Origin of the sequence: Nocardioides agri (genome assembly GCF_013778305.1) — a bacterium.
Lineage (GTDB): Bacteria > Actinomycetota > Actinomycetes > Propionibacteriales > Nocardioidaceae > Nocardioides > Nocardioides agri.
On the sequence record NZ_JACEIC010000001.1, the window covers coordinates 295,205 to 320,661 of the forward strand.

29 protein-coding genes are annotated in these 25,457 nt (G+C 72.9%); 18 read left to right on the top strand and 11 right to left on the bottom strand.

Annotation, left to right across the window (positions count from 1 at the left end; all coding sequences use genetic code 11):
* Window positions 1–86: 86 nt before the first annotated feature.
* Complete coding sequence (locus HZF07_RS01575) at window positions 87–1,016, top strand: DUF3068 domain-containing protein (protein ID WP_157346460.1); 930 nt, start codon at window positions 87–89, stop codon at window positions 1,014–1,016.
* Window positions 1,017–1,053: 37 nt separating this feature from the next.
* Here HZF07_RS01575 and HZF07_RS01580 read toward each other — a convergent pair whose 3' ends face one another.
* A complete protein-coding gene (locus HZF07_RS01580; protein WP_181644636.1) occupies window positions 1,054–1,863 on the bottom strand; it encodes a class I SAM-dependent methyltransferase in 810 nt (269 codons plus the stop codon).
* Window positions 1,864–2,056: 193 nt separating this feature from the next.
* On the opposite strand from HZF07_RS01580, the gene rpsA reads away from it, so the two are divergent.
* On the top strand, window positions 2,057–3,529 hold the full coding sequence (rpsA, locus tag HZF07_RS01585) for a 30S ribosomal protein S1 (RefSeq protein WP_157346462.1): 1,473 nt from the start codon (window positions 2,057–2,059) through the stop codon (window positions 3,527–3,529).
* A 72-nt stretch (window positions 3,530–3,601) separates the two neighbouring features.
* Here rpsA and HZF07_RS01590 read toward each other — a convergent pair whose 3' ends face one another.
* A complete protein-coding gene (locus tag HZF07_RS01590; RefSeq protein ID WP_157346464.1) occupies window positions 3,602–3,748 on the bottom strand; it encodes a hypothetical protein in 147 nt (48 codons plus the stop codon).
* Between the two features lie 94 nt (window positions 3,749–3,842).
* On the opposite strand from HZF07_RS01590, the gene HZF07_RS01595 reads away from it, so the two are divergent.
* Window positions 3,843–4,787 (top strand): GlxA family transcriptional regulator, encoded by a 945-nt coding sequence (locus HZF07_RS01595; RefSeq protein ID WP_181644637.1) that lies wholly within the window; start codon window positions 3,843–3,845, stop codon window positions 4,785–4,787.
* Between the two features lie 2 nt (window positions 4,788–4,789).
* Here the strand turns inward: HZF07_RS01595 and HZF07_RS01600 are convergent, their stop codons facing one another.
* Window positions 4,790–5,470, bottom strand: coding sequence for a TetR/AcrR family transcriptional regulator (locus HZF07_RS01600; protein WP_232523710.1), 681 nt, complete (start codon window positions 5,468–5,470; stop codon window positions 4,790–4,792).
* A 111-nt stretch (window positions 5,471–5,581) separates the two neighbouring features.
* Here HZF07_RS01600 and HZF07_RS01605 point away from each other — a divergent pair, with 111 nt between their 5' ends.
* Complete coding sequence (locus HZF07_RS01605) at window positions 5,582–6,532, top strand: NAD-dependent epimerase/dehydratase family protein (protein ID WP_157346468.1); 951 nt, start codon at window positions 5,582–5,584, stop codon at window positions 6,530–6,532.
* Here HZF07_RS01605 and HZF07_RS01610 read toward each other — a convergent pair.
* On the bottom strand, window positions 6,529–6,780 hold the full coding sequence (locus HZF07_RS01610) for a hypothetical protein (RefSeq protein WP_157346470.1): 252 nt from the start codon (window positions 6,778–6,780) through the stop codon (window positions 6,529–6,531). The genes HZF07_RS01605 and HZF07_RS01610 overlap by 4 nt on opposite strands.
* Before the next feature lie 83 nt (window positions 6,781–6,863).
* Here HZF07_RS01610 and coaE point away from each other — a divergent pair, with 83 nt between their 5' ends.
* Window positions 6,864–7,463 (top strand): dephospho-CoA kinase, encoded by a 600-nt coding sequence (gene coaE / locus HZF07_RS01615; protein ID WP_157346472.1) that lies wholly within the window; start codon window positions 6,864–6,866, stop codon window positions 7,461–7,463.
* A 51-nt stretch (window positions 7,464–7,514) separates the two neighbouring features.
* Here coaE and HZF07_RS01620 read toward each other — a convergent pair whose 3' ends face one another.
* From HZF07_RS01620 to HZF07_RS01630, 3 genes are all read right to left on the bottom strand, one after another.
* Window positions 7,515–8,468: a sigma-70 family RNA polymerase sigma factor gene (locus HZF07_RS01620; RefSeq protein WP_157346474.1), complete on the bottom strand. Its 954-nt coding sequence runs from the start codon at window positions 8,466–8,468 to the stop codon at window positions 7,515–7,517.
* 187 nt (window positions 8,469–8,655) lie between these two features.
* Window positions 8,656–10,794 (bottom strand): S9 family peptidase, encoded by a 2,139-nt coding sequence (locus HZF07_RS01625; RefSeq protein ID WP_157346476.1) that lies wholly within the window; start codon window positions 10,792–10,794, stop codon window positions 8,656–8,658.
* Window positions 10,795–10,819: 25 nt separating this feature from the next.
* Window positions 10,820–11,938: an FAD-dependent oxidoreductase gene (locus HZF07_RS01630; RefSeq protein WP_157346478.1), complete on the bottom strand. Its 1,119-nt coding sequence runs from the start codon at window positions 11,936–11,938 to the stop codon at window positions 10,820–10,822.
* A 24-nt stretch (window positions 11,939–11,962) separates the two neighbouring features.
* Here HZF07_RS01630 and HZF07_RS01635 point away from each other — a divergent pair, with 24 nt between their 5' ends.
* The 3 genes from HZF07_RS01635 to HZF07_RS01640 all read left to right on the top strand — a co-directional run bounded on the left by HZF07_RS01635 (window position 11,963) and on the right by HZF07_RS01640 (window position 14,522).
* Window positions 11,963–12,661, top strand: a complete 699-nt coding sequence (locus HZF07_RS01635) for a 5-oxoprolinase subunit PxpA (protein WP_157346480.1) — start codon at window positions 11,963–11,965, stop codon at window positions 12,659–12,661.
* Window positions 12,662–13,080: 419 nt separating this feature from the next.
* A complete protein-coding gene (locus tag HZF07_RS23455) occupies window positions 13,081–13,686 on the top strand; it encodes a 5-oxoprolinase subunit B family protein (protein ID WP_309504238.1) in 606 nt (201 codons plus the stop codon).
* The gene (locus HZF07_RS01640; protein ID WP_309504239.1) at window positions 13,683–14,522 is read left to right on the top strand and encodes a 5-oxoprolinase subunit C family protein; all 840 of its coding nucleotides are present in this window, start codon (window positions 13,683–13,685) and stop codon (window positions 14,520–14,522) included. The genes HZF07_RS23455 and HZF07_RS01640 overlap by 4 nt, the downstream gene beginning before the upstream one ends.
* On the opposite strand, the gene HZF07_RS01645 is transcribed toward HZF07_RS01640, so the two are convergent.
* Complete coding sequence (locus HZF07_RS01645) at window positions 14,479–15,816, bottom strand: DNA polymerase IV (RefSeq protein ID WP_181644638.1); 1,338 nt, start codon at window positions 15,814–15,816, stop codon at window positions 14,479–14,481. The genes HZF07_RS01640 and HZF07_RS01645 overlap by 44 nt on opposite strands.
* 136 nt (window positions 15,817–15,952) lie before the next feature.
* Between HZF07_RS01645 and HZF07_RS01650 the strand changes: the two genes are divergently transcribed.
* The 3 genes from HZF07_RS01650 to HZF07_RS01660 are packed head-to-tail and all read left to right on the top strand — an operon-like array spanning window position 15,953 to window position 19,555.
* The gene (locus HZF07_RS01650; protein WP_157346482.1) at window positions 15,953–16,936 is read left to right on the top strand and encodes a DUF4192 domain-containing protein; all 984 of its coding nucleotides are present in this window, start codon (window positions 15,953–15,955) and stop codon (window positions 16,934–16,936) included.
* A 9-nt stretch (window positions 16,937–16,945) separates the two neighbouring features.
* A complete protein-coding gene (locus HZF07_RS01655) occupies window positions 16,946–18,082 on the top strand; it encodes a carboxylate-amine ligase (RefSeq protein ID WP_157346484.1) in 1,137 nt (378 codons plus the stop codon).
* Window positions 18,083–18,091: 9 nt separating this feature from the next.
* Complete coding sequence (locus HZF07_RS01660) at window positions 18,092–19,555, top strand: glutamate-cysteine ligase family protein (protein ID WP_157346486.1); 1,464 nt, start codon at window positions 18,092–18,094, stop codon at window positions 19,553–19,555.
* A 10-nt stretch (window positions 19,556–19,565) separates the two neighbouring features.
* Here the strand turns inward: HZF07_RS01660 and HZF07_RS01665 are convergent, their stop codons facing one another.
* A complete protein-coding gene (locus tag HZF07_RS01665; protein ID WP_157346489.1) occupies window positions 19,566–20,000 on the bottom strand; it encodes a hypothetical protein in 435 nt (144 codons plus the stop codon).
* A 158-nt stretch (window positions 20,001–20,158) separates the two neighbouring features.
* On the opposite strand from HZF07_RS01665, the gene HZF07_RS01670 reads away from it, so the two are divergent.
* The 4 genes from HZF07_RS01670 to HZF07_RS01685 all read left to right on the top strand — a co-directional run bounded on the left by HZF07_RS01670 (window position 20,159) and on the right by HZF07_RS01685 (window position 22,263).
* Window positions 20,159–20,545, top strand: coding sequence for a universal stress protein (locus tag HZF07_RS01670; RefSeq protein WP_157346491.1), 387 nt, complete (start codon window positions 20,159–20,161; stop codon window positions 20,543–20,545).
* Between the two features lie 103 nt (window positions 20,546–20,648).
* Window positions 20,649–21,272 carry a hypothetical protein gene (locus HZF07_RS01675; protein ID WP_157346493.1) on the top strand — a complete coding sequence of 208 codons (624 nt, stop codon included), beginning with the start codon at window positions 20,649–20,651 and terminating at the stop codon, window positions 21,270–21,272.
* A complete protein-coding gene (locus HZF07_RS01680; RefSeq protein ID WP_198346518.1) occupies window positions 21,269–21,712 on the top strand; it encodes a phage holin family protein in 444 nt (147 codons plus the stop codon). Before HZF07_RS01675 ends, HZF07_RS01680 begins: the two co-directional genes overlap by 4 nt.
* Window positions 21,688–22,263: a DUF3618 domain-containing protein gene (locus HZF07_RS01685; RefSeq protein ID WP_157346495.1), complete on the top strand. Its 576-nt coding sequence runs from the start codon at window positions 21,688–21,690 to the stop codon at window positions 22,261–22,263. Before HZF07_RS01680 ends, HZF07_RS01685 begins: the two co-directional genes overlap by 25 nt.
* 42 nt (window positions 22,264–22,305) lie before the next feature.
* Here HZF07_RS01685 and HZF07_RS01690 read toward each other — a convergent pair whose 3' ends face one another.
* Window positions 22,306–22,524, bottom strand: coding sequence for a hypothetical protein (locus HZF07_RS01690; protein WP_157346498.1), 219 nt, complete (start codon window positions 22,522–22,524; stop codon window positions 22,306–22,308).
* Window positions 22,521–22,727, bottom strand: a complete 207-nt coding sequence (locus HZF07_RS01695; RefSeq protein WP_157346499.1) for a hypothetical protein — start codon at window positions 22,725–22,727, stop codon at window positions 22,521–22,523. Before HZF07_RS01695 ends, HZF07_RS01690 begins: the two co-directional genes overlap by 4 nt.
* Window positions 22,728–23,011: 284 nt before the next feature.
* Here HZF07_RS01695 and HZF07_RS01700 point away from each other — a divergent pair, with 284 nt between their 5' ends.
* The 3 genes from HZF07_RS01700 to HZF07_RS01710 all read left to right on the top strand — a co-directional run bounded on the left by HZF07_RS01700 (window position 23,012) and on the right by HZF07_RS01710 (window position 25,456).
* Window positions 23,012–23,230, top strand: coding sequence for a hypothetical protein (locus HZF07_RS01700; RefSeq protein ID WP_181644639.1), 219 nt, complete (start codon window positions 23,012–23,014; stop codon window positions 23,228–23,230).
* Between the two features lie 34 nt (window positions 23,231–23,264).
* On the top strand, window positions 23,265–23,834 hold the full coding sequence (locus HZF07_RS01705; protein WP_157346503.1) for an HhH-GPD-type base excision DNA repair protein: 570 nt from the start codon (window positions 23,265–23,267) through the stop codon (window positions 23,832–23,834).
* A gap of 131 nt (window positions 23,835–23,965) precedes the next feature.
* Entirely contained in the window at window positions 23,966–25,456 is a 1,491-nt protein-coding gene (locus HZF07_RS01710; RefSeq protein WP_181644640.1) for an RNA polymerase sigma factor, read from the top strand.
* Window position 25,457 lies beyond the last annotated feature (1 nt).

Sequence of the window (25,457 nt, forward strand, 5' to 3'; positions counted from 1 at the left end):
ACCGGCAAGTCACATTCGGGTGTGGCATGCGTTACTCTGCGGCGCGGATGACTGCCGATGAAGGCCGTCGTAACTGGGAGGTAACGGTGCGTAAAGTCTTCGGCCCGATCTTGATTGGCCTCGGGGCGTTCCTGATCGTGGTCGCGATCATGGCGATCGCGTGGATGCCGGGCGTGGTCAAGAAGACCCCGCTCGACGTCGACAACACCACGCGCCTCAGCGGCGAGGCGCAGCGCTTCGACGGCACCGCCCTCGGCAGCCCGGTGCCGATCAGCATCATGAGCCTGACCCAGGCCGACGCGGACGCCTCCGACGACAACGTCGTCGTGTTCGTCAACGGCTCGTGCGTCGTCGAGAACACCGACGGCAACGCGCCGGACTGCGTCGACGGCGAGGACCCGCGCCTGGTCTCGGCGAGCGAGGACACCTTCGCCACCGACCGGGTGACCGCCGAGGCCGTCCCGAACGGCGACTACGTGCCCGAGGGCACGGTCCAGCACGAGGGCCTGGTCAACAAGTGGCCCTTCGACGCGGAGAAGAAGACCTACCCCTACTGGGACGGCACCCTGGGCCGGGCCGTCGACGCCGAGTACGTCGACACCAAGGACTTCGACGGTGTCGAGACCTACCACTACAAGGTCGTGATCGAGGACGAGGCGATCGAGATCGCCGAGGACACCCCCGGCACGTACTCGAACGAGATCAACATCTGGGTCGAGCCGCGGACCGGCGACATCCTGAACCAGTCGCAGGACCAGCAGCGCTACCTCGAGGACGGCACGCAGGTGCTCAACCTGCAGGCCGAGTTCACCGAGGACCAGATCAAGAAGTCGACCGACGGCGCCAAGGACAACCTGCGCATGCTCGACGTCATGCTCGACTGGGTGCCGATCGCCGGCTTCGTCGGCGGCGCGCTCGCGATCGTCGCAGGCATCCTGCTCCTGCTCTCGTCCCGCCGGCGGGAGGCCGGTGCGAGCTCGACCAAGCCGGAGCACCGCGTGGACGCGTCCGTCTAGGACGCACCCAGCACCATCACTCTCTTCGGGGTCCGGCTCAGTCGAGCCGGGCCCCGAAGATCGCTGTACCGGGGGTCAGCCGGCCGCGGACGCCCGACCACCCGCCCCAGACGCGGTCGTGACCGGCGGGCCACTCCGGCTCGAGCAGGTCGGTGAGCACGAAGCGGTGGCCTGCGAGCAGGGACACCCAGTCGCCGAGCGTGCGGTGGTGCTCGACGTAGGACACGACGCCGGTGGCGTCGTCGACCTCGACGTACGGCGTGCGGTCCCAGTAGGACTGGCTCGCCGTCAGGCCCTCCTCGCCGGGGTCGTCGGGGAACATCCAGCGGGTCGGGTGGGTGATCGAGAAGGCGTACCGGCCGCCGCTGCGCAGCACGCGCGCGGTCTCCGCGACCGCCTCGTCGATCTCGCTGATGAACTGCAGCGCGCCGAACGACGAGAAGACCACGTCGAAGGAGTCGTCGGCGAAGGGGAGCGCGGTCGCGGTGCCCCGCACGGAGGGGACCACGATGCCGGTCGCGGCGTCGATGCGCCGCGAGTGCTGGAGCTGGCGGTGGGACAGATCGAGCCCGTACGCGCGCCCGCCCTGGCTGCGCACCCACCGGGAGCACTGCCCGGCTCCGGAGCCGACCTCGAGCACGTCGCGGCCGGCGACGTCGCCGAGCACGCCCGCCTCCGCCTCGGTCAGGCCCTCCGGGCCCCAGACGAAGCCGGCGTCGCCGAGGAACTCGCCGTGCGTGGCCTGGTACTCGTCGGCGTACCGGTCCCAGTCGGGCCCGTTGGCGCGCCGCGACTCCGTCTCCGACACCGGCCGCCGCTCGACCCGGACCGGGGGATGGTTCTCCACGCTGCGGAGCGTAGCCTGGGCGGGCACCCGAGTTGGACGTGCGTGCGGCGCCCCGCGTATTCTTTAGGTTGCGCCGGAGGTCTGCCTGGGTCCCATACGGAGTGGACGCTCGCTCGGCGACTCACCTCGAGTCGACGAAACAGCCTTTCGACGTGCCCGCACGACTCCATCCATCCAAGGAACTACCTCCCCTATGACGAGCACCATCTCCACTCTTCCCGACTACGACGCGCCCCAGGTCGCCGTCAACGACATCGGTTCCGAAGAGGACTTCCTCGCCGCGATCGACGCGACCATCAAGTACTTCAACGACGGCGACATCGTCGAGGGCACCATCGTCAAGGTGGACCGCGACGAGGTCCTCCTCGACATCGGCTACAAGACCGAGGGCGTCATCCCCTCGCGCGAGCTGTCGATCAAGCACGACGTCGACCCCAACGAGGTCGTTTCCGTGGGCGACAAGGTCGAGGCCCTGGTCCTCCAGAAGGAGGACAAGGAAGGCCGGCTGATCCTCTCCAAGAAGCGCGCCCAGTACGAGCGCGCCTGGGGCACGATCGAGCAGGTCAAGGAGGAGGACGGCGTCGTCGAGGGCACCGTCATCGAGGTCGTCAAGGGTGGTCTCATCCTCGACATCGGCCTGCGCGGCTTCCTGCCCGCCTCGCTCGTCGAGATGCGTCGCGTCCGCGACCTGCAGCCCTACGTCGGCCAGACGCTCGAGGCGAAGATCATCGAGCTCGACAAGAACCGCAACAACGTGGTCCTGTCGCGTCGTGCGTGGCTCGAGCAGACCCAGTCCGAGGTCCGCCACGGCTTCCTGACCCAGCTCCAGAAGGGCCAGATCCGCAAGGGCGTCGTCTCCTCGATCGTCAACTTCGGTGCGTTCGTGGACCTCGGCGGCGTCGACGGTCTCGTCCACGTCTCGGAGCTGTCCTGGAAGCACATCGACCACCCGTCCGAGGTCGTCGCCGTGGGCGACGAGGTCACCGTCGAGGTCCTCGACGTCGACATGGACCGCGAGCGTGTCTCCCTGTCGCTGAAGGCGACCCAGGAGGACCCGTGGCAGCACTTCGCCCGGACCCACCAGATCGGTCAGATCGTCCCGGGCAAGGTCACCAAGCTGGTGCCGTTCGGTGCGTTCGTCCGCGTCGAGGAGGGCATCGAGGGCCTGGTGCACATCTCCGAGCTCGCCGAGCGTCACGTCGAGATCCCCGAGCAGGTCGTCCAGGTCAACGACGACGTCATGGTCAAGATCATCGACATCGACCTCGAGCGTCGCCGGATCTCGCTGTCGCTCAAGCAGGCCAACGAGACCGCGACCGCGGCGGACGTCGAGGACTTCGACCCGACGCTGTACGGCATGACGGCCACCTACGACGAGCAGGGCAACTACGTCTACCCCGAGGGCTTCGACCCGGAGACCGGCGAGTGGCTCGAGGGCTTCGACGAGCAGCGCGCGGTCTGGGAGGACCAGTACGCCAAGGCGCACGCCCGCTGGGAGGCGCACGTCAAGCAGCAGGCCGAGGCCAAGCAGGCCGAGGTCGAGGCCGGCGAGGCCACGTCGTACTCCAGCGGCGGCACCGACGACGCCGAGGAGGCGACCGGCGGCTCGCTGGCTTCCGACGAGGCGCTGCAGGCGCTCCGCGAGAAGCTGACCGGCGGCAACTGACGCCCTGAGCTGAACACACGAAAGGCCCGCCCCGGGCGACCGGGGCGGGCCTTTCGTCGTACCTGCGGGAAGTCAGCGGGCGAGCGGGGCGAGGAATCGGTTGTCCTCGAAGTGCGAGGCGGGCGGGCGCAGCGGGCCGCGGCCGTCGTGGACGATCAGGCGGACGGTCGCGACGACCAGGGCCGTGGCGACCAGCAGGAGCAGGATCAGGAAGGTCATGGCAGTAATCATGCGCCAGTAGAGATCCTGCCACGAGTGGCAGAAAAGCCATGGTGCGTTGATTTTCTGCCACATCTGGTGCAGGCTGGGTCCCGTGCAGACCGTGGCCGTCATCGTGCAGGACGGGGCGGAGCCCTTCGGGCTCGGCTCCCTGGTCGAGGTGTGGGGCGAGCCCTACCATCCGGACGACGACAACCCGGTCTTCGACTTCCGCGTGTGCACGCCGCGCCCGGGGCGGGTCGGCGGCCGGTCCGGCTTCGACCTGTACGTCGACCTGGGCCTCGAGGCGACGGCCGACGCCGACCTCGTCTGCCTGAGCCCGAAGTCGGACTTCCTCGACCACGACCCCGCGGTCCTCGACGCGCTCCGTGCCGCCGACGCCCGTGGCGCCACGATCTACGCGCACTGCTCGGGGGTCTTCGAGCTCGGCGCCGCGGGGCTGCTCGACGGGCGGGAGTGCACCACCCATTGGCGCTACACCGACAAGCTGTCCGAGCTCTACCCCGAGGCCAAGGTCTGCCCCGACGTCCTCTACTGCCACGACGGCAACATCCTCACCGGCGCCGGCTCCGCCGCCGGCATCGACGCCTCGCTGCACCTGATGCGCGACCACTTCGGCGCCAAGGTCGCGGCGACGACCGCCCGGCGGATCGTCGTACCCCCGCACCGCGACGGTGGGCAGGCGCAGTTCATCGCCAACGCGGTGCCCGACTGCGACGCCGAGACGCTCGGGCCGCTGCTGGAGTGGATCGTGGGCAACCTCGGCGCGGACCTGAGCGTCGAGACGCTCGCGCGCCACAACCACATGTCCGAGCGCACGTTCGCGCGGCGCTTCCGCGCCGAGACCGGCACCACGCCGCACGCGTGGGTGACCCGCCAGCGGGTGCAGGCGGCCGAGGAGCTGCTCGAGCGGACCGACCACTCGGTCGACTGGATCGCCTCCGAGGTCGGGTTCGGCAACGCGGCGACCCTGCGGCACCACTTCGCGCGGGTGCGCGGGCTGAGCCCGCAGCAGTACCGCCGTCGCTTCGCCGGCTGAGCTCAGTCCAGCCCGAGGTCGGCGGCGAGCTGGTCGACGACCTGGCTGAAGTGCGCGTCGTAGTCGAGGACGCCGCGGTGCATGTGGCCGAACAGCTCCAGGGAGACGTGCCCGAACACCGTGTGCCAGGCCATCAGCCAGCGGAGCAGGCGCACGTCGGAGAGCGGCACGGCGACCGCCGCGCGCACCGGCTCCAGGGCCGCCCGCTCGGCCTCGGTGAGCGGGCGGGTCGCGGCGACCGTCGCCCCCGCGGTCTCCGACGCGGCCGCCAGGCGAAGGAACGCGCCGGTCACCCGGCCGGCCGAGGTCACGGTCGTGTCGGGGGCGGCGTAGCCGGGCACGGGGGAGCCGTAGACGAGGGCGTACTCGTGCGGGTTGGTGCGCGCCCAGTCGTGGATCGCGTGGCACAGGGCGCGGAACCGACCGGCGAGGTCCGCCGGGTCGGTCGCCGCGTCGGCCGCCTCGACAGCGTCGCCGAGCTCGTCGTAGGACTCGACGATGAGAGCGGTCAGCAGGTCGTCGCGGCTCGGGAAGTAGCGGTAGACGGCCGAGGACACCACGCCGACGTCCCGGGCGATCGCGCGGAGCGAGAGCGCGGCCGGCCCGACCTCGGCGAGGTGCCGACGGCCGGTGGCCTGGATGGTGCGCGTCTGCTCGATGCGGTTCTCGGCGCGGGAGGTCATGGACACATCCTCGCACATTGCGAGAGCAGTGCTCTTGTTTTACCGGCCGGCGCGTGCCAACCTGGACCTATCGAGAGCGGTGCTCTCGGAATCTCGACTCCAGGAGGAACCATGTCCGACCGCCACGTCATCGTCGGAGCCGGCCCCGTCGGCCGCGCCACCGCCATCCAGCTCGCAGGTGAGGGTCACGACGTGCTGCTCGTCAGCCGCTCGGGCGCCGGCCCCGAGATCCCGGGCGTACGCCGCGTCGCCGCGGACGCCGCCGACGTGGACCGGCTGAGCGAGCTCGCCGCCGGCGCGGTCGCGCTCTACAACTGCGTCAACCCGCCGTCGTACACGGTGTGGCCGGAGTTCTGGCCGCCGGTCGCCGCGGCGTTCCTGGCTGCGGCGGAGCGCACCGGCGCGACGCTGGTGACGGCCTCCTGCCTCTACGGCTACGGGCCGGTCGACGAGCCGATGGTGGAGGGCATGCCCGACGCCGCGACCACGAAGAAGGCCCGGATCCGCGCCCTGATGTGGGCCGACGCGCTGGCCGCCCACGAGGCGGGCCGGATCGCGGCCGCCGAGGTGCGCGGCGCCGACTACGTGGGTCCGTGGGTGGGCCCGGCGACCTCCCACGTGGTCCGGGTGAGGGAGGCCGCGCTGGCCGGGAAGACCGTCCGGGTGATGGGCCGGCCCGACCAGCCGCACTCGTTCACCGACGTCCGCGACATGGGCAGGGCGCTCGCGGCCGTCGCCCAGGCGCCGCGCACCTGGGGCCGGGTCTGGCACGCGCCGACCAACGCCCCGCGGACCCAGGCCGAGGTCGTCGCCGACGTGTGCCGCGCCGCCGGCCGCGAGCCGGTCACGGTCAAGGGCTTCCCGAGGTGGGTGCTCGGCGTCGGCGGCGCCGTCGTACCCGTGCTGCGCGAGCTGCGGGAGACCGAGTACCAGTTCACCCGCCCCTACGTGCTCGACTCGAGCGCGATCGCGCGCGAGCTCGGCCTGGAGCCGACCCCGTGGCCGGAGGTCTGCCGGGCGACCGCGCTCGGTGTCGAGCAGGCGGTCGCCCATACCGGCTAGGAGTAGCGGTGGCTCTTGGCCGCGTGGCCGGACTCGCGGGTGCAGGTGCGCCCGTTCATCGACCGGTGGCCGCACCGGCCGTCGGGCGCGGCGGCCGGCTCGGGCGCCGGCGCAGCGGCCTCCGGCGGCGCGACCGGTGGCCGGCTCCTCGGCGCGGTCTGGGGGGTGGTCTTCGCTCGGGCCGCCCGCTCGGTGGCTTCGGCGTAGCGGGCCTCCCGCATCGCGCGGAGGGCGTCCATCTTGCTCATCGGCTGCTCACCCGGTGAGCCTACGTGCCGCCACCCCCACCGGGCGTGCGCGCCCCGCTGGCGGGGTCCGGCAGGATGGCGCCATGCGAGTGGGACTGACCGGGGGCATCGCCTCGGGCAAGAGCACGGTGTCGGAGATCTTCGCCGAGCTGGGGGCCGTCATCATCGACGGCGACAAGCTCGCCCGCGAGGTCGTCGAGCGGGGGACGCCGGGGCTCGCGCAGGTCGTCGAGGCGTTCGGGCCGGAGATCCTCACCCCGGACGGCGACCTGGACCGGCCGAAGCTCGGGCAGGTCGTCTTCAACGACGAGGCCCGGCGCAAGGTGCTCGAGGGGATCGTGCACCCGCTGGTCTTCGAGCGGTACGCCGCCCTCGAGGCCTCCGCCCCGACCGACGGCGTCGTCGTCCACGACATCCCGCTGCTGGCGGAGACCGGCCGCGCCGACACCTTCGACGCGGTGGTCGTCGTCGAGACGCCCGTCGAGGTGCAGGTCGAGCGGATGCTCCGCGACCGCGGCTGGACCCGCGAGGACGCCGAGTCCCGGATCTCCGCCCAGGCCACCGCGGAGCAGCGCCGCGCGATCGCGACCCACCTGATCGTCAACGACGGCTCCCTCGCCGACCTGCGAGCGCGGGTCGAGGAGGTCTGGGCGGAGCTGACGGCCACGGAGCCGGCCCCGTAAATGGTCTCGACCCGCCTGAGCACCCCAGGCGGGTCGAGCGGCTGACTGCGATCAGGCAGCCAGGTCTGGATCACCCAAGCGGCGCAGCTTCTGCAGCGCCTCGCGCTCGAGCTGGCGCACCCGCTCGGCGGAGATGCCGTGCTTGGCGCCGATGTCGGCCAGCTTGTGCTGACGGCCGTCGACGAGCCCGTAGCGGGAGCGGATGATGTCCGCGGCGCGCTCGTCGAGCTGGCCGACGAGCGTGTTGAGGCGCTCGCGGGACTCGACGTCGAGGACGGTGAGGTCCGGGCCCGGCGAGGTCTCCTGGGCCATCAGGTCGCCCAGCGAGGTGTCGCCGTCCTCGTCGACGGGGGAGTCGAGCGAGACGTGCTCGCGACCCCACGACATCAGGTCGAGGACCCGGTCGAGCTCCATGCCGAGCTCGGTGGCGATCTCCTGCGGGTCGGGCTCCCGGCCCAGCTGGCGCTCGAGGGTACGGCGGGCGCCGCCGACCTGGTTGAGCTCCTCGACGACGTGCACGGGGAGCCGGACGACGCGGGCCTGCTGCGCGATGCCGCGGGTGATCGCCTGCCGCACCCACCAGGTCGCGTAGGTCGAGAACTTGTAGCCCTTGGTGTAGTCGAACTTCTCGACCGCCCGGATCAGGCCGGTGTTGCCCTCCTGGATCAGGTCGAGCATCGGCATCTGGGCGCGGCCGTACTTGCGCGCGATCGAGACGACGAGGCGCAGGTTGGCGGTGATGAACGTGTCGACCGCCTTGCGGCCCTCCTCGGCGAGCCACTCGAGCTCCTCCTGGGTCGCCGACATCGGCGCGCCGCCCTTCTTGCGGCCCACGCGGCCCTCGGCGAGGAGGTGCTCGGCCATCAGGCCGGCTTCGATCGTCTTGGAGAGCTCGACCTCGGCTGCGGCGTCCAGCAGCGGGTTGCGCGCGATCTCGTCGAGGTACAGGCCGACGCTGTCGCGGCCTTCGATCTCGCGCGTGGCAGACGCGGTACGTGTTGCCATGACGCCCTCCTTCCGTCGGTGGACGGCGCCAGTGCGCCCCCCACACGTCGTCATCAACGTCCACGGTGACCGCGGGATTCCCGGGCCAAACGTCGACTCGTTTGTGGTGCTTACCCGTGACGACGTGCGAGAACCCCGTGGAGTTGCGTCTGAGACGGACTCTCAGGGACTTCTCAGGGGCGAACCCTTAAACCAGCCCCATCCGGTCGAGGATCCAGGCGAGGGTGAAGGCGCGGTCGTGCCACGACTTGTAGCGCCCCGAGACGCCGCCGTGGCCGGCCGCCATCTCGGTGCGGAGCAGGAAGTCGCGCCGGCCGACGGCGGTCGCGCGCAGCCGCGCGACCCACTTGGCCGGCTCCACGTAGAGCACCCGGGTGTCGTTGAGGGACGTCTCGGCGAGGATCGGCGGGTAGTCGAGCGCCGCGACGTTGTCGTAGGGCGCGTACGACGCGAGGTAGTCGTACACCTCGGCGTCGGCCTCGGGGTTGCCCCACTCGTCGTACTCGGTGACCGTCAGCGGCAGCGTGGCGTCCAGCATCGTGGTGAGCGAGTCCACGAACGGGACCCCCGCGACGATGCCGCCGAAGAGGTCCGGAGCCTGGTTGGCGACCGCCCCGACCAGCAGCCCGCCGGCGCTGGCGCCCTCCGCGACCAGCGTCTCCGGGGTGGTCCAGCCCGTGTCCACGAGGTGCCGGCCGCAGGCGATGAAGTCGGAGAACGTGTGCTGCTTCTTGAAGAGCTTGCCGTCGTCGTACCACCGCCGGCCCATCTCGCCGCCCCCGCGCACGTGGGCGATCGCGAACGCCGCGCCGCGGTCGAGCAGCGCGAGCCGGGCGATCGAGAAGTAGGGGTCGATCGAGGTCTCGTAGGCGCCGTAGCCGTAGAGCAGCGTCGGGACCGGCCCCGTGCCCCCGCCGACGTCCTCGCGGGCGCCGCGCTTGGCGACGATCGAGACCGGGACCCGCTCGCCGTCCTCGGCGGTCGCCCACAGGCGGTGCTCCTCGTAGTCGGCGGGGTCGTAGCCGCCGAGCACCGGCGTCCGGCGGAGCAGGGTGAGCTCACGGCTGCGCACGTCGTAGTCGTAGACCGACGCCGGCACCGCCATCGTGGTGTAGCCGAGCCGGACGACGGGCTGGGCGAAGCCCGGGTTGCCGGCCGTGCCGACCGTGTAGATCTCGTGGTCGAACTCGACGAGGTAGTCGTCGCCGACGCCCCCGGCGCCGAGCTCGAGGATGCGGAGCTGGGTGAGGCCCTCGCTGCGCTGGTGGACGACGAGGTGGCCCGCGAAGGCGTCGACGTCCTCGAGGCGGACGGTGGGATCGTGCGCGATGAGCGGCCGCCAGTCCTCCGCCGGGGTCGGCGCGATCGGCGCGGTCGACAGCTCGAAGTCGGGCCCGCTGTGGTTGTGCATCACCAGGAAGACGTCCTCGCCGGCGATGACGGCGTGGTCGAGGGAGTACTCGAGCCCCTCACGACGCTCGGCGAACACCTGCCACCCGGCGTCCGGGTCGTCGGCGTCGAGGAAGCGGTACTCCGAGGTGATCTTGGAGCCGGCGGCGACCACGATGAAGCGGTCGGTGCGGGTGCGGCCGACGCCGACCCAGAAGCGGCCGTCGGCCTCGTGGTGCACGAGCTCGTCGTCGGCCTGGACGGTGCCGAGCCGGTGCCGCCAGATCTTGTCGGCGCGCCAGGTCTCGTCGACGGTGGTGTAGTAGAAGCTCTCGCCGGCGCGGTCCCAGGTCGCGCCGCCGAGCACGCCGACGATCTCGTCCTCGAGCAGGTCGCCGGTGGCGAGGTCCTTGACCCGCACGGTGTAGCGCTCGTCGCCGACGACGTCGGTGGAGTAGGCGAGCAGGGTGCCGTCGGGGCTCACCGAGGAGCCGCCGAGCGAGAAGAACTCGTGCCCCTGCGCGAGCTGGTCGAGGTCGAGCAGCACCTGCTCGCCGGGCAGCGCCGGCTGGTCCGGGGCGGTGTCCTCGGCGGGACGCGGCGGGGTCCAGTCGTCGGGGTCGGCGACCGGGACGCGGCAGCTCGCGCCGTACTCCTTGCCCTCGAAGGAGCGCCCGTAGTACCAGTAGCCGCGGTTGCGGGTCGGGACCGACAGGTCGGTCTCGCGGGTGCGGGCCTTGATGCCGTCGAAGATCGCCTGCCGCAGGTCCGCGAGGTGGGCGGTGCGCTCCTGGGTGTAGGCGTTCTCGGCCTCGAGGTACGCCGTGACGTCCGGCGACTCCTTCTCCCGCAGCCACTCGTAGTCGTCGGTGCGGGCGCGGCCGTGGATCTCGCGGCTGGTGGGTCGTCGGTCGGCGACGGGTGGCTCCAGGGACATAGCGCCGAACCTATCCCCGCGGCGGTCAGGCCCAGCTCGCGGTCCCCGCCGGGGCGGAGCGGAACGCGAAGCGCGGGTCCGGCGTGCCGCCCTCGACCAGGTCGGCGACGAGCACGCCGGTCAAGGGCGCGAACTTCGCGGCGTGCCCCGAGCAGGGCGAGGCGACGACGACCGGCCCGACGCGGTCGAGCACGAAGTCGCCGTCCGGCGTCATCGTGAACAGGCAGCTCGCCTCCGCCACCGGCTCGGGCTCGAGCCCGGGCAGGTACTCCTCGACGAAGGCCCGCACGGTGCGGCGGGCAAGGTCGTCGATGACGCCGTCGCGGGCGGTCGCGCTGGTGTCGGACTCGCTGTCGAACTGCCCGACCTTGTACGCCGGCGCCGGGCCGCCGTCGCGACCGGAGGGGAGCGCGTAGATCTCGGTGTCGTCCGTCAGGTGCACGAGGGTCGGCCAGGCGGCCGCCGGGTCGCGGTGCCGGTGGTGGAACACCTCCTGCTGCTTGACCTGGAGGTCCGGCAGCTGCGGGCTCACGCCCAGGCCACCGAGGAGCTCGGGCAGCCAGGCGCCGGCCGCGACGACCACGCGTCGCGCCCGGTCGCTGCCACCCTCGGTGTGCACGACGACCCCGTCGCCGGCCGGCTCGAGCCGGGTCATCGCGGTGTGCTCGCGCAGCTCGGCGCCGTGGCGCGCGGCGAGCTCGACGCAGGTGGAGACGGTGCGGTCGGCGTCGAGGTGGCCCGCACCCGGGTGGAAGGTCGCCGGCCCGACCGCGATCCCGGGCCACCGGTCCGCGACCTCGGCGGTGGAGAGGTGGACCACCGGCACGCCGGCGGACGTGAGCGCGGCGTGGACCGCCTCGGGGCGCCCGGCGCCGACGTCGAGCCCGCCGGTGGGCGTGCGCAGCGCGACGCCCGACTCGTCCTCGAGCCGGTCCCACTCGTCGGCGGCACGGCCGGTGAGGGCGACGTAGAACGGGTCGGCGTACGCGCGCCGGTAGATCCGCGAGGAGCCGTGGGAGCTGCCGTGCCGGTGGCCGACGGCGTGCTGCTCCAGCAGCAGCACGGAGTGCCCGCGGGCCGCGAGCTCGCGGGCGGATGCCGCACCGGCGAGCCCGGCGCCGACCACGCAGACGTCGTACTGCATGCCAGCAGCCTAGATTGGTCGCCGATGCCCGAGAGTCGCACGACCGTCGACCTGAACGCCGACCTCGGCGAGGAGGTCACCGACGACGCCGCCCTGCTCGCGGTCGTCACGAGTGCCAACGTCGCGTGCGGCTACCACGCCGGGAGCGCCGCGATCATGCGCGCGGTCTGCGCCGAGGCGGCCCGGCTCGGGGTGGCGGTCGGCGCGCAGGTCTCCTACGCCGACCGGGAGCACTTCGGTCGCGTCGCCCGCGACGTCGCCCCCGGCGTGCTGCGCGACCAGGTGGCGGACCAGGTCGGGACGCTCGCCGAGATCGCCGCCGTCGCCGGCACCGCCGTGCGCTACGTCAAGCCCCACGGCGCGCTCTACCACCGGGTGCTCGACGACGACGAGCAGGCCGACGCGGTGCTGGCCGGCTCGGCAGACCTGCCGGTGCTCACGATGCCGGGGGTGCTGCTCGACCACGCCGCCCGCGCCGGTCGGCGCACCTTCCGCGAGGGCTTCCCCGACCGGGGGTACGGCGCCGGCGGCCGGCTGCTGCTGCGCGCGCAGCCGGGGGCGCTGCTGACGAGCGAGGAGGCGATCGTGGGGCAGGCGCTGTCGCTCGCGGGGTCGGTCGACTCGCTGTGCCTGCACGGCGACAGCCCGGGTGCGGTGGCGCACGCCCGGGCCGTGCGCGCCGCACTGGAGGCGGCCGGGCGCGGGCTCCGCCCGTTCTGCTGAGGGATCCCACAGGCGTGTCCACAGGTCTGGACCAGTTCCTGTGGAGTGTGGCCTCCTGTTGTGGACGAAGGCGGTCCCGCTGTGGATCGGGCTGTGGGTTCGCGGCGACCCCTTGCGGGGTGTGACCCGGGCCACGTAGAACTCTCCTCACCAGATCGACCGGGAGACCGGGAGAGCTGGGGATCGGACAGGAACGACGACCCGCACCGCGAGGCGACTCGCGGCGGACGCCCGGTGACGGGGCGGCCGGGGTCGGAGTGAGGGTCCGGTGGGTCGGACGTCACCGAGCCGGCCGAACCGAGGGGCCCCTGGTGCTCATACCACCGGGGGCCCCTCGCCTATTTCATGCTGGACCTCTCCGGCGCGACCCGCAACGTCCGGTGCGTGACGGGCGCGTGAACGCCCCCGAGACTGGGTCCGTGACCGGGATCGTGCAGCTGCGCCCCGTCGGCCCGTCCGCGGTGCTCGCCGAGGTCGGCGACGCCGCCTCCGCGCTCGCGCTCGCGGGCTGGGCACGCGCGCACGACGTCCCGGCGGTCGAGGTCGTGCCCGCGGCCGAGAGCGTGCTCTTCGACGGCGTCGCCGACCCCGCCGCGCTCGCGGCCCAGCTGCGCGGCTGGGAGCCCGGCGAGCCGCCACCGCCCGGTCCCGCGGTCGAGGTGCCGGTCGTCTACGACGGACCCGACCTCGACGACGTGGCGTCGCGGTGGGGGACCGACGTGGCCGGAGTGGTCGCCCGGCACAGCGAGGTCGAGTACGTCGCGGCGTTCTGCGGGTTCGCGCCGGGCTTCGCCTACCTGGCGGGACTGCCGGACGCGCTCGCCGTACCGCGCCTGTCGTCGCCGCGCCCGCGGGTGCCCGCCGGCGCGGTCGGACTGGCCGGGGCGTGGTGCGGGGTCTACCCGACCGCGTCGCCCGGCGGCTGGCGGCTGCTGGGGCGGACGGACGCGACCCTCTGGGACCAATCGCGCGCCGAGCCCGCGCTGCTCCCACCGGGCACCCGGGTGAGGTTCGTGCCGCAGTGATCGAGGTGGTGGAGGTCGGGCCGCTGGTGACGGTCCAGGACCGGGGCCGGTTCGGCCTGGCGCACCTCGGCGTCCCGCGCGCGGGCGCGCTCGACGCCCCGGCCGCCGCACTGGCGAACCGGGTGGTCGGCAACGACCCGGACGACGCCGTGCTGGAGGTGCTGCTCGGCGGGCTGGTGCTGCGCAGCGACGCCGGCTGCTGGGTCGCCGTGACCGGCGCCGGCGGGCCCGGTCGTGCGGCGTGGCTGGCTCCGGGTGCCGAGCTGCGTGTCGAGCGGCCACCGACCGGGCTCCGCTCGTACGTCGCGGTCGCCGGCGGCATCGCCGTCGAGCCCGTGCTCGGCTCCCGGTCGACCGACACGCTCGCCTGGGTCGGCCCCGCCCCGGTCGAGGCCGGAGCCCGCCTGCCGGTGGGCGAGCCGAGGCGGGAGCCGCCCCCCTTCGACGCGCCGCGCCCACCCCGGCCGGGCCCGCTGCGGGTGCACCCCGGACCGCGCGCCGACTGGTTCGCCGACGACGTGCTCGACCGCTTGTGCGCCGCGGCGTACGTCGTGGGCGCCGACTCCAACCGGGTCGGGCTGCGCCTCGAGGGGGAGCGGCTGCCACCGCGGCGCGACGACGAGCTGGCCAGCGAGGGGATGGTGCTCGGAGCGGTGCAGGTGCCCCCGAGCGGGCAGCCGGTCGTGTTCCTGGCCGACCACCCGCCGACCGGTGGCTACCCGGTCGTCGCGGTCGTCGACCCGGCCGACCTGTGGCAGTGCGCCCAGCTGCGGCCCGGCGAGGAGGTGCGGTTCACCCCGGCTCCTCCTCCGGCGTCGGGGGGCGCCAGACCGTGAGGTCCGGGTCGTCCTCGGCGTAGGAGCGCACCGGCCCGGCGGGGGTCTCGGCGGTCTCGAAGCGCACGGTCACCACACCGCGGCCCGAGCCCCACACCCACCCCCGGCCCATCTCGGCGTGCTCGACGTCCATGCCCGGCGCCCAGGCGCGCCGCGAGTGGTGGGGCACCTCGACGTCCGGCAGCTCCTCCTCGTCCTCGGTCGTCTCGCCGAAGAGGTCCTCCTGGACCCAGTCGGCGAGCCCGGAGACGCCGACACCGAGCAGCCGGACGCCGCCGGAGGTGTCCAGGTCGGCGAGCAGGGTGCGGGCCAGCCGGGCGATGGTCGCCGGCGCGTCGGTCGGCGAGGCGAGGGTCGTGGAGCGGTTGAGCGTCGTGAAGTCGTGCAGCCGCACCTTGATCGTCACCGTGCGGCCGGAGAGCCCGGCCTTGCGCAGCCGGCGCGCGACGTCGACGGCCTGCCGGGTGAGCAGCTGCTCCATCAGCACGCGGTCGGTGAGGTCGTGGTCGTAGGTGCCCTCGACGCTCACCGACTTCGCCTCGCGCTCGGCGACCACGGGACGGTCGTCCTGCGCCTGCGCGAGCTGGTGGAGCCAGTGGCCGTTGGCGTTGCCGAGCAGCCGCACCAGCTCGTCCTCGCTCAGCGTCTCCAGGTCCGCGACCGTGTGCACGCCGACCCGGCGGAGCCGCTCGGTCGTCGCCGGCCCGACGCCGGGGATGACGGTGACGCTCATCGGTCGCAGCAGGTCGCGCTCGGTGCCGCGCGGGACGACCACCAGGCCGTCCGGCTTGTCGAGGTCGCTGGCGACCTTCGCGAGGAACTTCGAGCTCGCGACGCCGACCGACGCCGTCAGCCCGCCGGTGACCTCCTCGACCCGCGCACGGAGGTGCTCCGCGAACGCGGTCACCGACGGCACCGAGAGGTCGGCAAGTTGGGGGTACGTCGCCCGGTCGGCGGCCGCGAGGTCGACGAACGCCTCGTCGAGCGACAGGGGCTCGACGAGCGGCGACACGGACCGCAGCAGCGCCATCACGCGCTCGCTGGTGTCGCGGTAGGCGTGGAACCGGCCGGTCAGGAACGCCGCGTGCGGGCACCGAGCCCGGGCCTCCCGGGTCGACATCGCCGAGCGCACGCCGTACCTGCGGGCCTCGTAGGACGCCGTCGACACGACGCCCCGGCCGCCGACGCCACCGACCACCACGGGCTTGCCGCGCAGGGACGGCTTGTCCCGCTGCTCGACGGCGGCGAAGAAGGCGTCCAGGTCCAGGTGGAGCACCGACGCGACCGCACGCACGCGCGCACGCTACCGCGCGGCGCCGACAGACCGGCCGACCGCCACTTCCCGTCCACAGACGCCGCCCGGACGCGTCTCTCCACAGCCTCGCTCCCGCCGGGCCGAGGATGTCGGCCGGCGCGGGGACCGTCGAGGCATGACCCCAGAACCCGCCACCGTCCTCACCATCCGGGCGCCCGAGGACATCCTCGCCCTGGTGCCCGTCCTGCTCGGCTTCGAGCCCGCCGAGTCGCTGGTGATGCTCACCCTCGGCTGCGATCCGCCCTTCCACGCCCGTGCCGACCTGCCCGCCGCGAGTGCCGACCTGCCCGAGCTGGTCGACTCGCTGCTGGCGCCGGCCTGCCAGCACGGGGTCCGGCGGGTGATCCTGGTCGCCTACAGCGAGCGCGGCCGGCCCGCCGACCGGGCGCTCCACGCGGTCGCCCGCGCGCTGCGACGCTCCGGTGTCGAGGTCCTCGCCGGCCTGCGCACCGACGGCCGCCGCTGGCATCCGGTGCCGAAGCAGGCGGGGGTGCCAGCACACGGCGTGGCCTACGACGTGTCCGGCCACCCGTTCGCCGCGCAGGCGGTCTACGACGGGCGTGTCGTCCACGGCTCCCGCGAGGCGCTCGCGGCGACCCTGCGGGCCGACCCGGACGCGGTGGCGCGGGTGGTCGGCGAGCTGGCCGGGCTCCCGGGCCGCCCGGCGCCGGCGCTCGAGGAGGGCTGCTGGGCACGCGACCTCGTCGCTCTGCACACCCGCGACGGCACGTCGCCGAGCGACGCGGACCTGGCGCGGCTGCTCCGCGGGGTGCTGGACGTCAGTGTGCGCGACGCCGCGTGGTCGGTGCTGCGGCGCGAGGTCGCGGCCGCCCACGTCGCCTTCTGGAGCGACGTCGTGCGCCGCACCCCGGACCCGCTGGTGCCCGCCCCCGCCGCGCTGCTCGCGTTCGCGGCCTGGCAGGCCGGTCACGGCGCGCTCGCCTGGTGCGCCGTCGACCGGTGCGACGAGGTCGACCCGGGCTACTCGCTCGCCGGCCTCGTCGCCCGGATCCTGGAGGGCGCGGTGCCACCGACGGCGTGGGACTGCACCGGTGACTGGAGCGTCGGCGCGAGCATGCAGCCTCCGGAGGCCGGGTAGTGCTCGGGCATGGTGCGCACGGTCGGTGTCGAGGAGGAGCTGCTGCTCCTCGATCCGACGACCCGCGAGGTCGTCGCTGCGGCACCGGCACTGCTCAAGGAGTTCCGCGAGCACGGCGCCGGCCGGCGGCCGCCGCGGACCTCGACCGACGAGCTCGACCACGAGCTCTTCCGCCACCAGCTCGAGACCCGGACCGATCCGGCGACCGACCTCGACGACGTGCTCGACCAGGTGCTCGCCGCCCGACGTACTGCAGTGGAGGCCGCGCGGGCCGTGGGCCTCCGGATCGGCGCCTGCGGGATCGTCCCGCTCGGCGGCGCACGATCGGTCGTGACCTCCAACGACCGCTACCGCGACATGCTCCAGACCTACGGCGAGATCGCGCGGACGGGCGGCACGTGCGGGATGCACGTGCACACGTCGATCGAGTCCGAGGAGGAGGGCGTCGCGGTCATCGACCGGATCACGCCCTGGCTGCCGGTGCTGCTGGCGTTGAGCGCGAACTCGCCCTACGTCGCGGGCCACGACTCGGGGTACGCCTCCTGGCGGGCCCAGGTGTGGACGCGGTGGCCGAGCGCCGGCCCGACCGAGCAGTTCGGGTCCGTCGCGGGCTACCGGGAGGCCAGTCGCGCGCTGCTGGACTCCGGCGCCGCCCGCGACGTCGGGATGCTCTACTTCGACGCCCGGCTGTCGGTCGCACACCCGACGGTCGAGATCCGCATCTGCGACGTCTGCACCGAGCCCCGGCTCGCCGCGGCGATCGTCGCGCTCGCTCGGGGGATGGTCGAGTGCGCCGCCCGCGACTGGCGCGCCGGCGAGCCGCTGCCGCGGTGGCGGGCGGAGGCCCTCCGGGCAGCACACTGGCGCGCGTCCCGCTACGGGATGGCCGACACGCTCGTGCATCCGGCGACCGCACGCCTCGCCCCCGCGCGCGAGGTGCTCGACGCGCTCGTCGACCGGGTCCGTCCGGCGCTCGAGGAGACCGGGGACCTGGAGCGGGTCGAGGCGGCCGTGCAGCGCAGCGTCAGCGACAACGGGGCGACCCGGCAGCGGGCCGCCTTCGAGCGCACCGGCGAGCTGACCGCGGTCGTCGACGACCTGGTCGCGCGCACGGAGGCCTCGTGGCAGACCCCGGAACCAGCCTAGGCTCTGGTCATGGGCGAAGAGGTAGAGGCGCAGGAGTTCTCTCGCGCGGACCGCACGCACCACCGCGAGCGGGTGCGCCGCAACCTCGACGTGTTCGCACGCATGCTGCGCGAGGCGAGGTTCGACACCGACGACCCCATGACCGGGCTGGAGATGGAGCTCAACCTGGTCGACGAGGCCGAGGACCCGGCGCTCAAGAACGCCGAGGCCCTGGAGGCCATCGCCGACCCGGCCTTCCAGACCGAGCTCGGGCAGTTCAACATCGAGATCAACGTGCCGCCGGCGAAGCTGCGCGAGGGCGGTCTGACGACCTTCGAGGCGACCCTGCGGCGCAGTCTCAACGACGCCGAGGAGAAGTCGGCGGCGGTCGGTGCGCACATGGTGATGATCGGGATCCTGCCGACGCTGGCCGAGGGGCACATGACGCTCGACAGCCTGAGCGCCAACCCGCGCTACAAGCTCCTGAGCGAGCAGATCCTCGACGCCCGCGGCGAGGACATCACGATCTCGATCGACGGTGTCGAGCGGCTGCGCACCACGGCGGACTCGATCGTGCCGGAGGCGGCCTGCACCAGCACCCAGTTCCACGTGCAGACATCGCCCGAGATGTTCGCCGAGTACTGGAACGCCTCGCAGGCGATCGCCGCCGTGCAGCTCGCGGTCGCCGCGAACTCGCCGTACCTGCTGGGCAAGGAGCTGTGGCGCGAGACCCGCATCCCGCTCTTCGAGCAGGCCACCGACACCCGCAGCGAGGAGCTGCAGGCCCAGGGGGTGCGCCCGCGGGTCTGGTTCGGCGAGCGCTGGATCAACTCCGTCTTCGACCTGTTCGAGGAGAACGTCCGCTACTTCCCGGCGCTGCTGCCCGTCTCCGACGACGAGGATCCGCTCGCGGTGCTCGAGAGCGGTGGCACGCCGAAGCTCGCGGAGCTGCGGCTGCACAACGGCACGGTCTACCGCTGGAACCGTCCGGTCTACGACATCGCCGACGGAGTGCCGCACCTGCGCGTCGAGAACCGGCTGCTCGCGGCCGGTCCGACGGTGGCGGACACGATGGCGAACGCCGCGTTCTACTTCGGGCTGGTCCGCGCCCTCGCCGAGCGCGAGCGGCCGCTGTGGTCGCAGATGTCGTTCAGCGCGGCGGAGGAGAACTTCCACGTCGCCGCCCGGCACGGCATTGATGCCCAGGTCTACTGGCCCGGCGTCGGCCAGGTTCGCGCCACCGAGCTCGTGCTGCGGCGGCTGCTGCCGCTGGCCCGGGAGGGCCTGCAGAGCTGGGGAGCCGCCGAGGACGAGATCGACCGGCTGCTCGGCATCATCGAGCAGCGCTGCCTGCTCGGCGTCAACGGCGCCGAGTGGTTCGTCGGGCGGGTCCGGGCGGAGGGCGGGCGGGAGCGGTTCGCAGCGCTGCGGGCGGCCCTGCGCGACTACCGCGAGCGCATGCACACCAACGAGCCGGTGCACACCTGGGAGTGACGCGCAGCCGTCAGGGGGCCCGGACCCGGCGCCACTCGCGGAGGCAGCCGGAGCGCGGATCGCACCAGCCGTGCCTGGTCACGACCACGAAGGTCAGGCCCAGCCCGGCCTCCGCGCTGGCGCGGAGGCCGGCGTTCAGCCAGGCCCGGTCCAGGTCGCCCACCTCCAGCGTGCCGGACCTCGTCAGCCAGACCATCGGCACCGCGCCGCCGGTCGGCGGCCGCAGCCGGGCCGAGCGGAGCAGGGCGGCGACGACGTCGCTGCGCAGTGCCCGGTCGAAGCGGTCACCGGGCTCGGAGGCGAAGACCTCCGCGCGCACTCCCGGCCAGCCGACGTGCAGCAACGGGGGATAGACCCGACGCCGCTCGGCGGCCGCGTGCTCGACCACGGCCCGCCGGAGCACCGTCAGCAGTGGGCGGGCCAGCGGCTCGCACAACCCGTCCATGTCCCGCCTCTCGTCCGGTGGGCGACCTCCAGGCGCGACCAGCGTCTCCCAGGAGCCGGCAGTCCCGCGGCGGTCGTCCACAGGTGTCGCCCGCGCGGGGATCGGTTACGGTGCCGGTGGCGCGTGTGCCGCCCGCCGGAGCCGACCGAGGAGGAACGATGGGGACCGTCGTCGTGGGCTACGTGCCCAAGCCCGAGGGCCACGCCGCCGTACGGGCCGCGGTCGCCGAGGCGCAGCTGCGTGACGCCAGCCTGGTGGTGGTGAGCTCGCACCGCGGCAACGACGAGGGGGCCGAGGTGGAGCGGGAGCTCGCGTCGGTCCAGGCGGTGCTCGCGGAGTCGGGCGTCGCCTACGAGGTCCGGCAGGTCGGCGGCGGTTTCGAGCCTGCCGAGGACCTGCTCTCGATCGCCGAGGCCAGCAGCGCCGAGCTCATCGTGATCGGCCTGCGCCGGCGCTCGCCGGTCGGCAAGCTCATCCTCGGCAGCAACGCCCAGCGCATCCTGCTCGACGCCCACTGCCCGGTGCTGGCGGTCAAGGCGGTCTGACCCCGGCGTCGTCGGCCGAGCTCTCACTCTCACCCTTTCAGGTCGGTGTGTGCCGACTGTCCGGGGCTACCGGGAGGTCCTCACCGAGAGCTCTGGAGGAGAGATGACGACGACAGACCAAGGCGCCACAACACGCAGCGGAGGCACTGCCTCCACGGCCGTCGACGAGGGCAAGCACGTCGGAGCGGTCGCGAAGGACGAGATCCGGGCCGTGGCGGGAACGGCGGCCGAGCAGGCCCGCAGCGTGGCCGGGGACACGGTGAACCAGCTGCGCGATCAGCTCGCGGAGCAGACCGGCGGGCAACGCGACCGGCTCGTGAGCACGCTGCAGTCCTTCGGTGACGACCTCGAGCGGATGGCCACCCAGGCGGGCGAGGGCGGCCTGGCGGCCGACCTCGCCCGGGAGACGGCCGCCCGCGCCCGCGCACTGCGCGAGCACCTCGACGGCCGCGAGCCGGGGCAGCTGCTCGACGACGTACGCGACTTCGCCCGCCGCCGCCCCGGCACGTTCCTGGTCGGCGCCCTGGTGGCAGGTGTGGCGGCAGGCCGGCTGTTCCGCGGTGCGGCCGACGGCGCCGCCGCCGCCGAGCTCGCCGAGCCGACGCCTCCGGTGCGGACCGAGCTGCCGCCGACCGGGCCGGCAGCGGCCGGGTCCGCCCGGCCGCTGTCCTCCGGGCCGGGGCCCGCGCCCAGCAGCCACGGACAGACGACGATCGAGCCGCGATGAGCACCGAGCAGTCCGACCCGATGCTGCGGACGTCGGAGCCGCTGTCCCCGCCGTCGGCTGAGGACCAGCGCAGCCTCGGCGAGATCGTCGGCGACGTGACGCAGGACCTGACCACGTTGGTCAAGCAGGAGCTGGAGCTCGCTCGGACCGAGCTCAAGCAGGAGGCGGCGAGGGCGGGGAAGGGAGCGGGCATGCTCGGCGGCGCCGGCGTGGCCGCCGTCCTGTTCCTGGTCTTCCTGTCGCTGACGATCACCTTCCTGCTCGACAACTGGATGCCGCTCGAGGTGGCGGCACTCATCGTGGCTGCGGTGTGGGCCGTGGTCGCGGCAGTACTCGCCGCTCGCGGTCGCCGCGAGCTCAAGCGGAGCAACCCGCAGCTGCCGAAGACGCAGCAGACACTCAAGGAGGATGCGGCATGGGCCAGGGCACAGAAGAGCTGAGCACCGAGATCGCACAGACCCGTAACTCGCTGGCGTCCGACCTGGACGCGTTGCACGACCGGATCAGCCCGTCGGCGATCGTCGAGCGACGCAAGTCGGCCGCCAAGGGAAGGATGCGGCAGGTCCGGCAGCGGGTGATGGGCACCGTCCACGACGCCCGCAACACGACCGCCAGCGGGGTGTCCTCAATGGGCGAGTCCGCCCACGGGGCGGTCGGGACGGCTCAGGAGAAGTACGAGGGCGCGCCGCTCGCGGCGGGACTGGTCGCGTTCGGCGCCGGCATGGTGCTGGCGTCGTTGATCCCCGCGTCGGAGCGCGAGGCGGTGGCGGGCGCGAAGGTGGTCGACGCCGTCAAGGAGCAGGGCCAGCCGCTGCTCGAGGAGGCCAAGGGCCAGGCGCAGCAGGTGGCCCAGCAGGTCGGCGACGCCGCGACAAATGCGGCACAGCAGGTCAAGGACGCGGCCGCCTCCGGCGCGGAGCACGTCCGCTCCGAGGGCCGGTCCGCGGCGGAGTCGGTGCGCGACGAGGCGCGTGGCGAGCAGGCACCGTGACCAGGAGGTAGGGCAGGACGGGGGCGCGGTCACCCGGAGCGGCTACGCCGGCAGCAGGTCGGCGTACGCCGCCCTGCGCTGGAGGAGCATCGCGGCGTTGCGCAGCGTCGCGACGTCGCCGACGAGGCGGCGCATCTCGGCGCAGCACTCGGCCATGGAGTCGTCTCCGGCGTCCTGCGCGTCGCGCATCCGCCGCTGCAGCTCGGCCGCTCGGAGGAGGGCGACCTCGGCCGACTGCTCGACGAGCTCGACGACGCTCACGCGACCGCGCCGCTCTCGCGCTTGAGCAGCTCGGCCGCGTTGCGCAGCGACACGATGTCACCGACGAGGCGGTGCATCTCGTCGCGGCACTCGCGGATGGCCGGGTCGCTCGAGCGGTCAGCGGAGCGCAGGTGGTCCTGCAGGACCGACGCGTGCTCGAGCGCGGAGGCAGCCGATCGGTCGACCAGCTCGACGACGTCCATGCGACCCCCCACAGGTGCTCGACCGGCGGTCGCCCGCCGAATTCGTCCCGGACCTGGACTGCCGAGTCAGCTGCCGGTACCTACATTCAGGCACTCGCAGGTGACGGTGCGGGGCAAATCACGCGGACGTCTGCGGTATATACCGCATATGGGGGATGGGCGTGTCTCTGGACGAGAAGCCCTTTATGGTCGACTCTTGTCTGAATCACGATCGGGTCCCGCTTCGACCCCGTCGCCCCACGGTATGGGTGTGGGTTCAGCAGACATGCCAGAAAGGGCGCCCGGTGCACGAATTCCAGATCCTCACTCTCTCCTCGAGCCTCCCCATGGGGCTGATGGACGAGATCCTCACCCGGACCGAGACGGTCCTCCAGGACCACGGCGCCTCGCGGATCTGGATCGACCGGTCCCAGCCGGGGCTGACCGTCCTCGCCGAGTTCCCCACGGCGGGCGGGACGACGGTCGGCACCGCCCCCGTCGCCGAACTCAGCCCGCTGGTCTGAGCCGCGTCACGCCGGCTGCGGCAGGATGGGCTCCATGGCCATCCACATCACCGGCGACCCCGCCGCCGACCAGGTGCTGACCGACGACCCGTTCGCGCTGCTCGTCGGGATGATGCTCGACCAGCAGTACCCGATGGAGCACGCCTTCCGCGGGCCGGCGAAGGTGTTGGACCGGTTCGGGTCGCTGGAGCCGGCGCGGATCGCCGCCGCCGACCCGGAGGAGTTCGCGGCGCTGTGCTCGACGCCGCCGGCGGTCCACCGGTTCCCGGGCTCGATGGCCGCCCGGCTCCAGGAGCTGGCCGCGATCGTCGAGGGGCAGTACGGCGGCCGCGCCGAGCGGCTGTGGACCGAGGCGAGTGACGGCAAGGACCTGCTGAAGCGGGTGATGGCGCTTCCGGGCTTCGGCAAGCAGAAGGCACAGATCTTCGTCGCCCTGCTCGCCAAGCAGCTCGACGTGCGGCCCGACGGGTGGGAGGCCGCCGTGGGTGCCTACGCCGAGGAGGGGTACCGCTCGGTCGCCGACGTGGTCGACGAGACCAGCCTGCAGAAGGTGCGCGACTTCAAGAAGCAGAAGAAGGCCGCGGCGAGGTCGGCGACCGGCTGACCGGGCATCGAGCCGAAAACGGGCCCGATTGCCAGAACCCCTAGGGGCCCGTGGCAGAATGGCTGTCGCGGCTCTTGACGTCTCCGGGACGGGCCGCGCCCTAGACCTGGTTCGATCGTCGTTGACGAGAGGTGTTCGTGTCCTCGACCGCGCGCAAGCTGCTCCCCGCTGAGGTGCTCACCCACCCGGCCGTCGTACGCCTCATCGAGCGGGGGACCCCGACGGGGACCCTCGCACCCGAAGAGGTCCGTCAGGCAAGTGAGGATGCCGCCGTCGAGCCGCGTCACCTCAAGGCCTTGCTGGGCCACCTGAGCTCCCTCGGCATCTCCGTCGTCGTGCCCGTCACGACGACGCGGGCCGTCGCGGCGACCTCCACCCGCAAGACCACCACGGCGAAGACCGCGAAGACGGCCGCCAAGAAGGCCGCTCCCGCCGAGAAGCCGGCCGCCAAGGCCGCGCCGGCGAAGAAGGCCGCGGCCAAGAAGGCCGCCGAGACGGCCGACGAGGGCGTGGTGCTCGAGGAGGCCGTGGTCGACGCCGAGGTCGTGATCGGACCCGACGGCAAGAAGGTGCTCCCGGACATCTCCGACGAGCAGTTCGAGAAGGACGTCAAGACCGACCCCTCCATCGAGGAGGACGAGAAGGAGGCGTCGTTCGTCGTCTCCGCGGCTGACGACACCGACGAGCCCGAGCAGCAGGTCATGGTCGCCGGCGCGACCGCCGACCCGGTCAAGGACTACCTCAAGCAGATCGGCAAGGTGCCCCTCCTCAACGCCGAGATGGAGGTCGAGCTCGCCAAGCGGATCGAGGCCGGCCTCTTCGCGGAGGAGAAGCTCGCCAAGGGCGGCAAGATCTCGCCGAAGGTGCTCGAGGAGCTCGAGTGGATCGCCGAGGACGGGCGCCGCGCCAAGAACCACCTGCTCGAGGCCAACCTGCGTCTCGTCGTCAGCCTCGCGAAGCGCTACACCGGTCGCGGCATGCTCTTCCTGGACCTCATCCAGGAGGGCAACCTGGGTCTGATCCGCGCGGTCGAGAAGTTCGACTACACCAAGGGCTACAAGTTCTCGACGTACGCCACCTGGTGGATCCGGCAGGCGATCACCCGCGCGATGGCCGACCAGGCCCGCACGATCCGCATCCCGGTGCACATGGTCGAGGTCATCAACAAGCTCGCCCGCGTGCAGCGCCAGATGCTCCAGGACCTGGGCCGCGAGCCCACCCCGGAGGAGCTCGCCAAGGAGCTCGACATGACCCCCGAGAAGGTCATCGAGGTCCAGAAGTACGGCCGCGAGCCGATCTCGCTGCACACCCCGCTCGGTGAGGACGGCGACTCGGAGTTCGGCGACCTGATCGAGGACTCCGAGGCGATCGTCCCGGCCGACGCCGTGTCGTTCACGCTGCTCCAGGAGCAGCTGCACGCCGTCCTCGACACGCTCTCCGAGCGCGAGGCGGGCGTCGTGAGCATGCGCTTCGGCCTCACCGACGGTCAGCCGAAGACGCTCGACGAGATCGGCAAGGTCTACGGCGTGACCCGCGAGCGGATCCGCCAGATCGAGTCGAAGACGATGTCGAAGCTGCGGCACCCGTCGCGCTCGCAGGTGCTGCGCGACTACCTCGACTGAC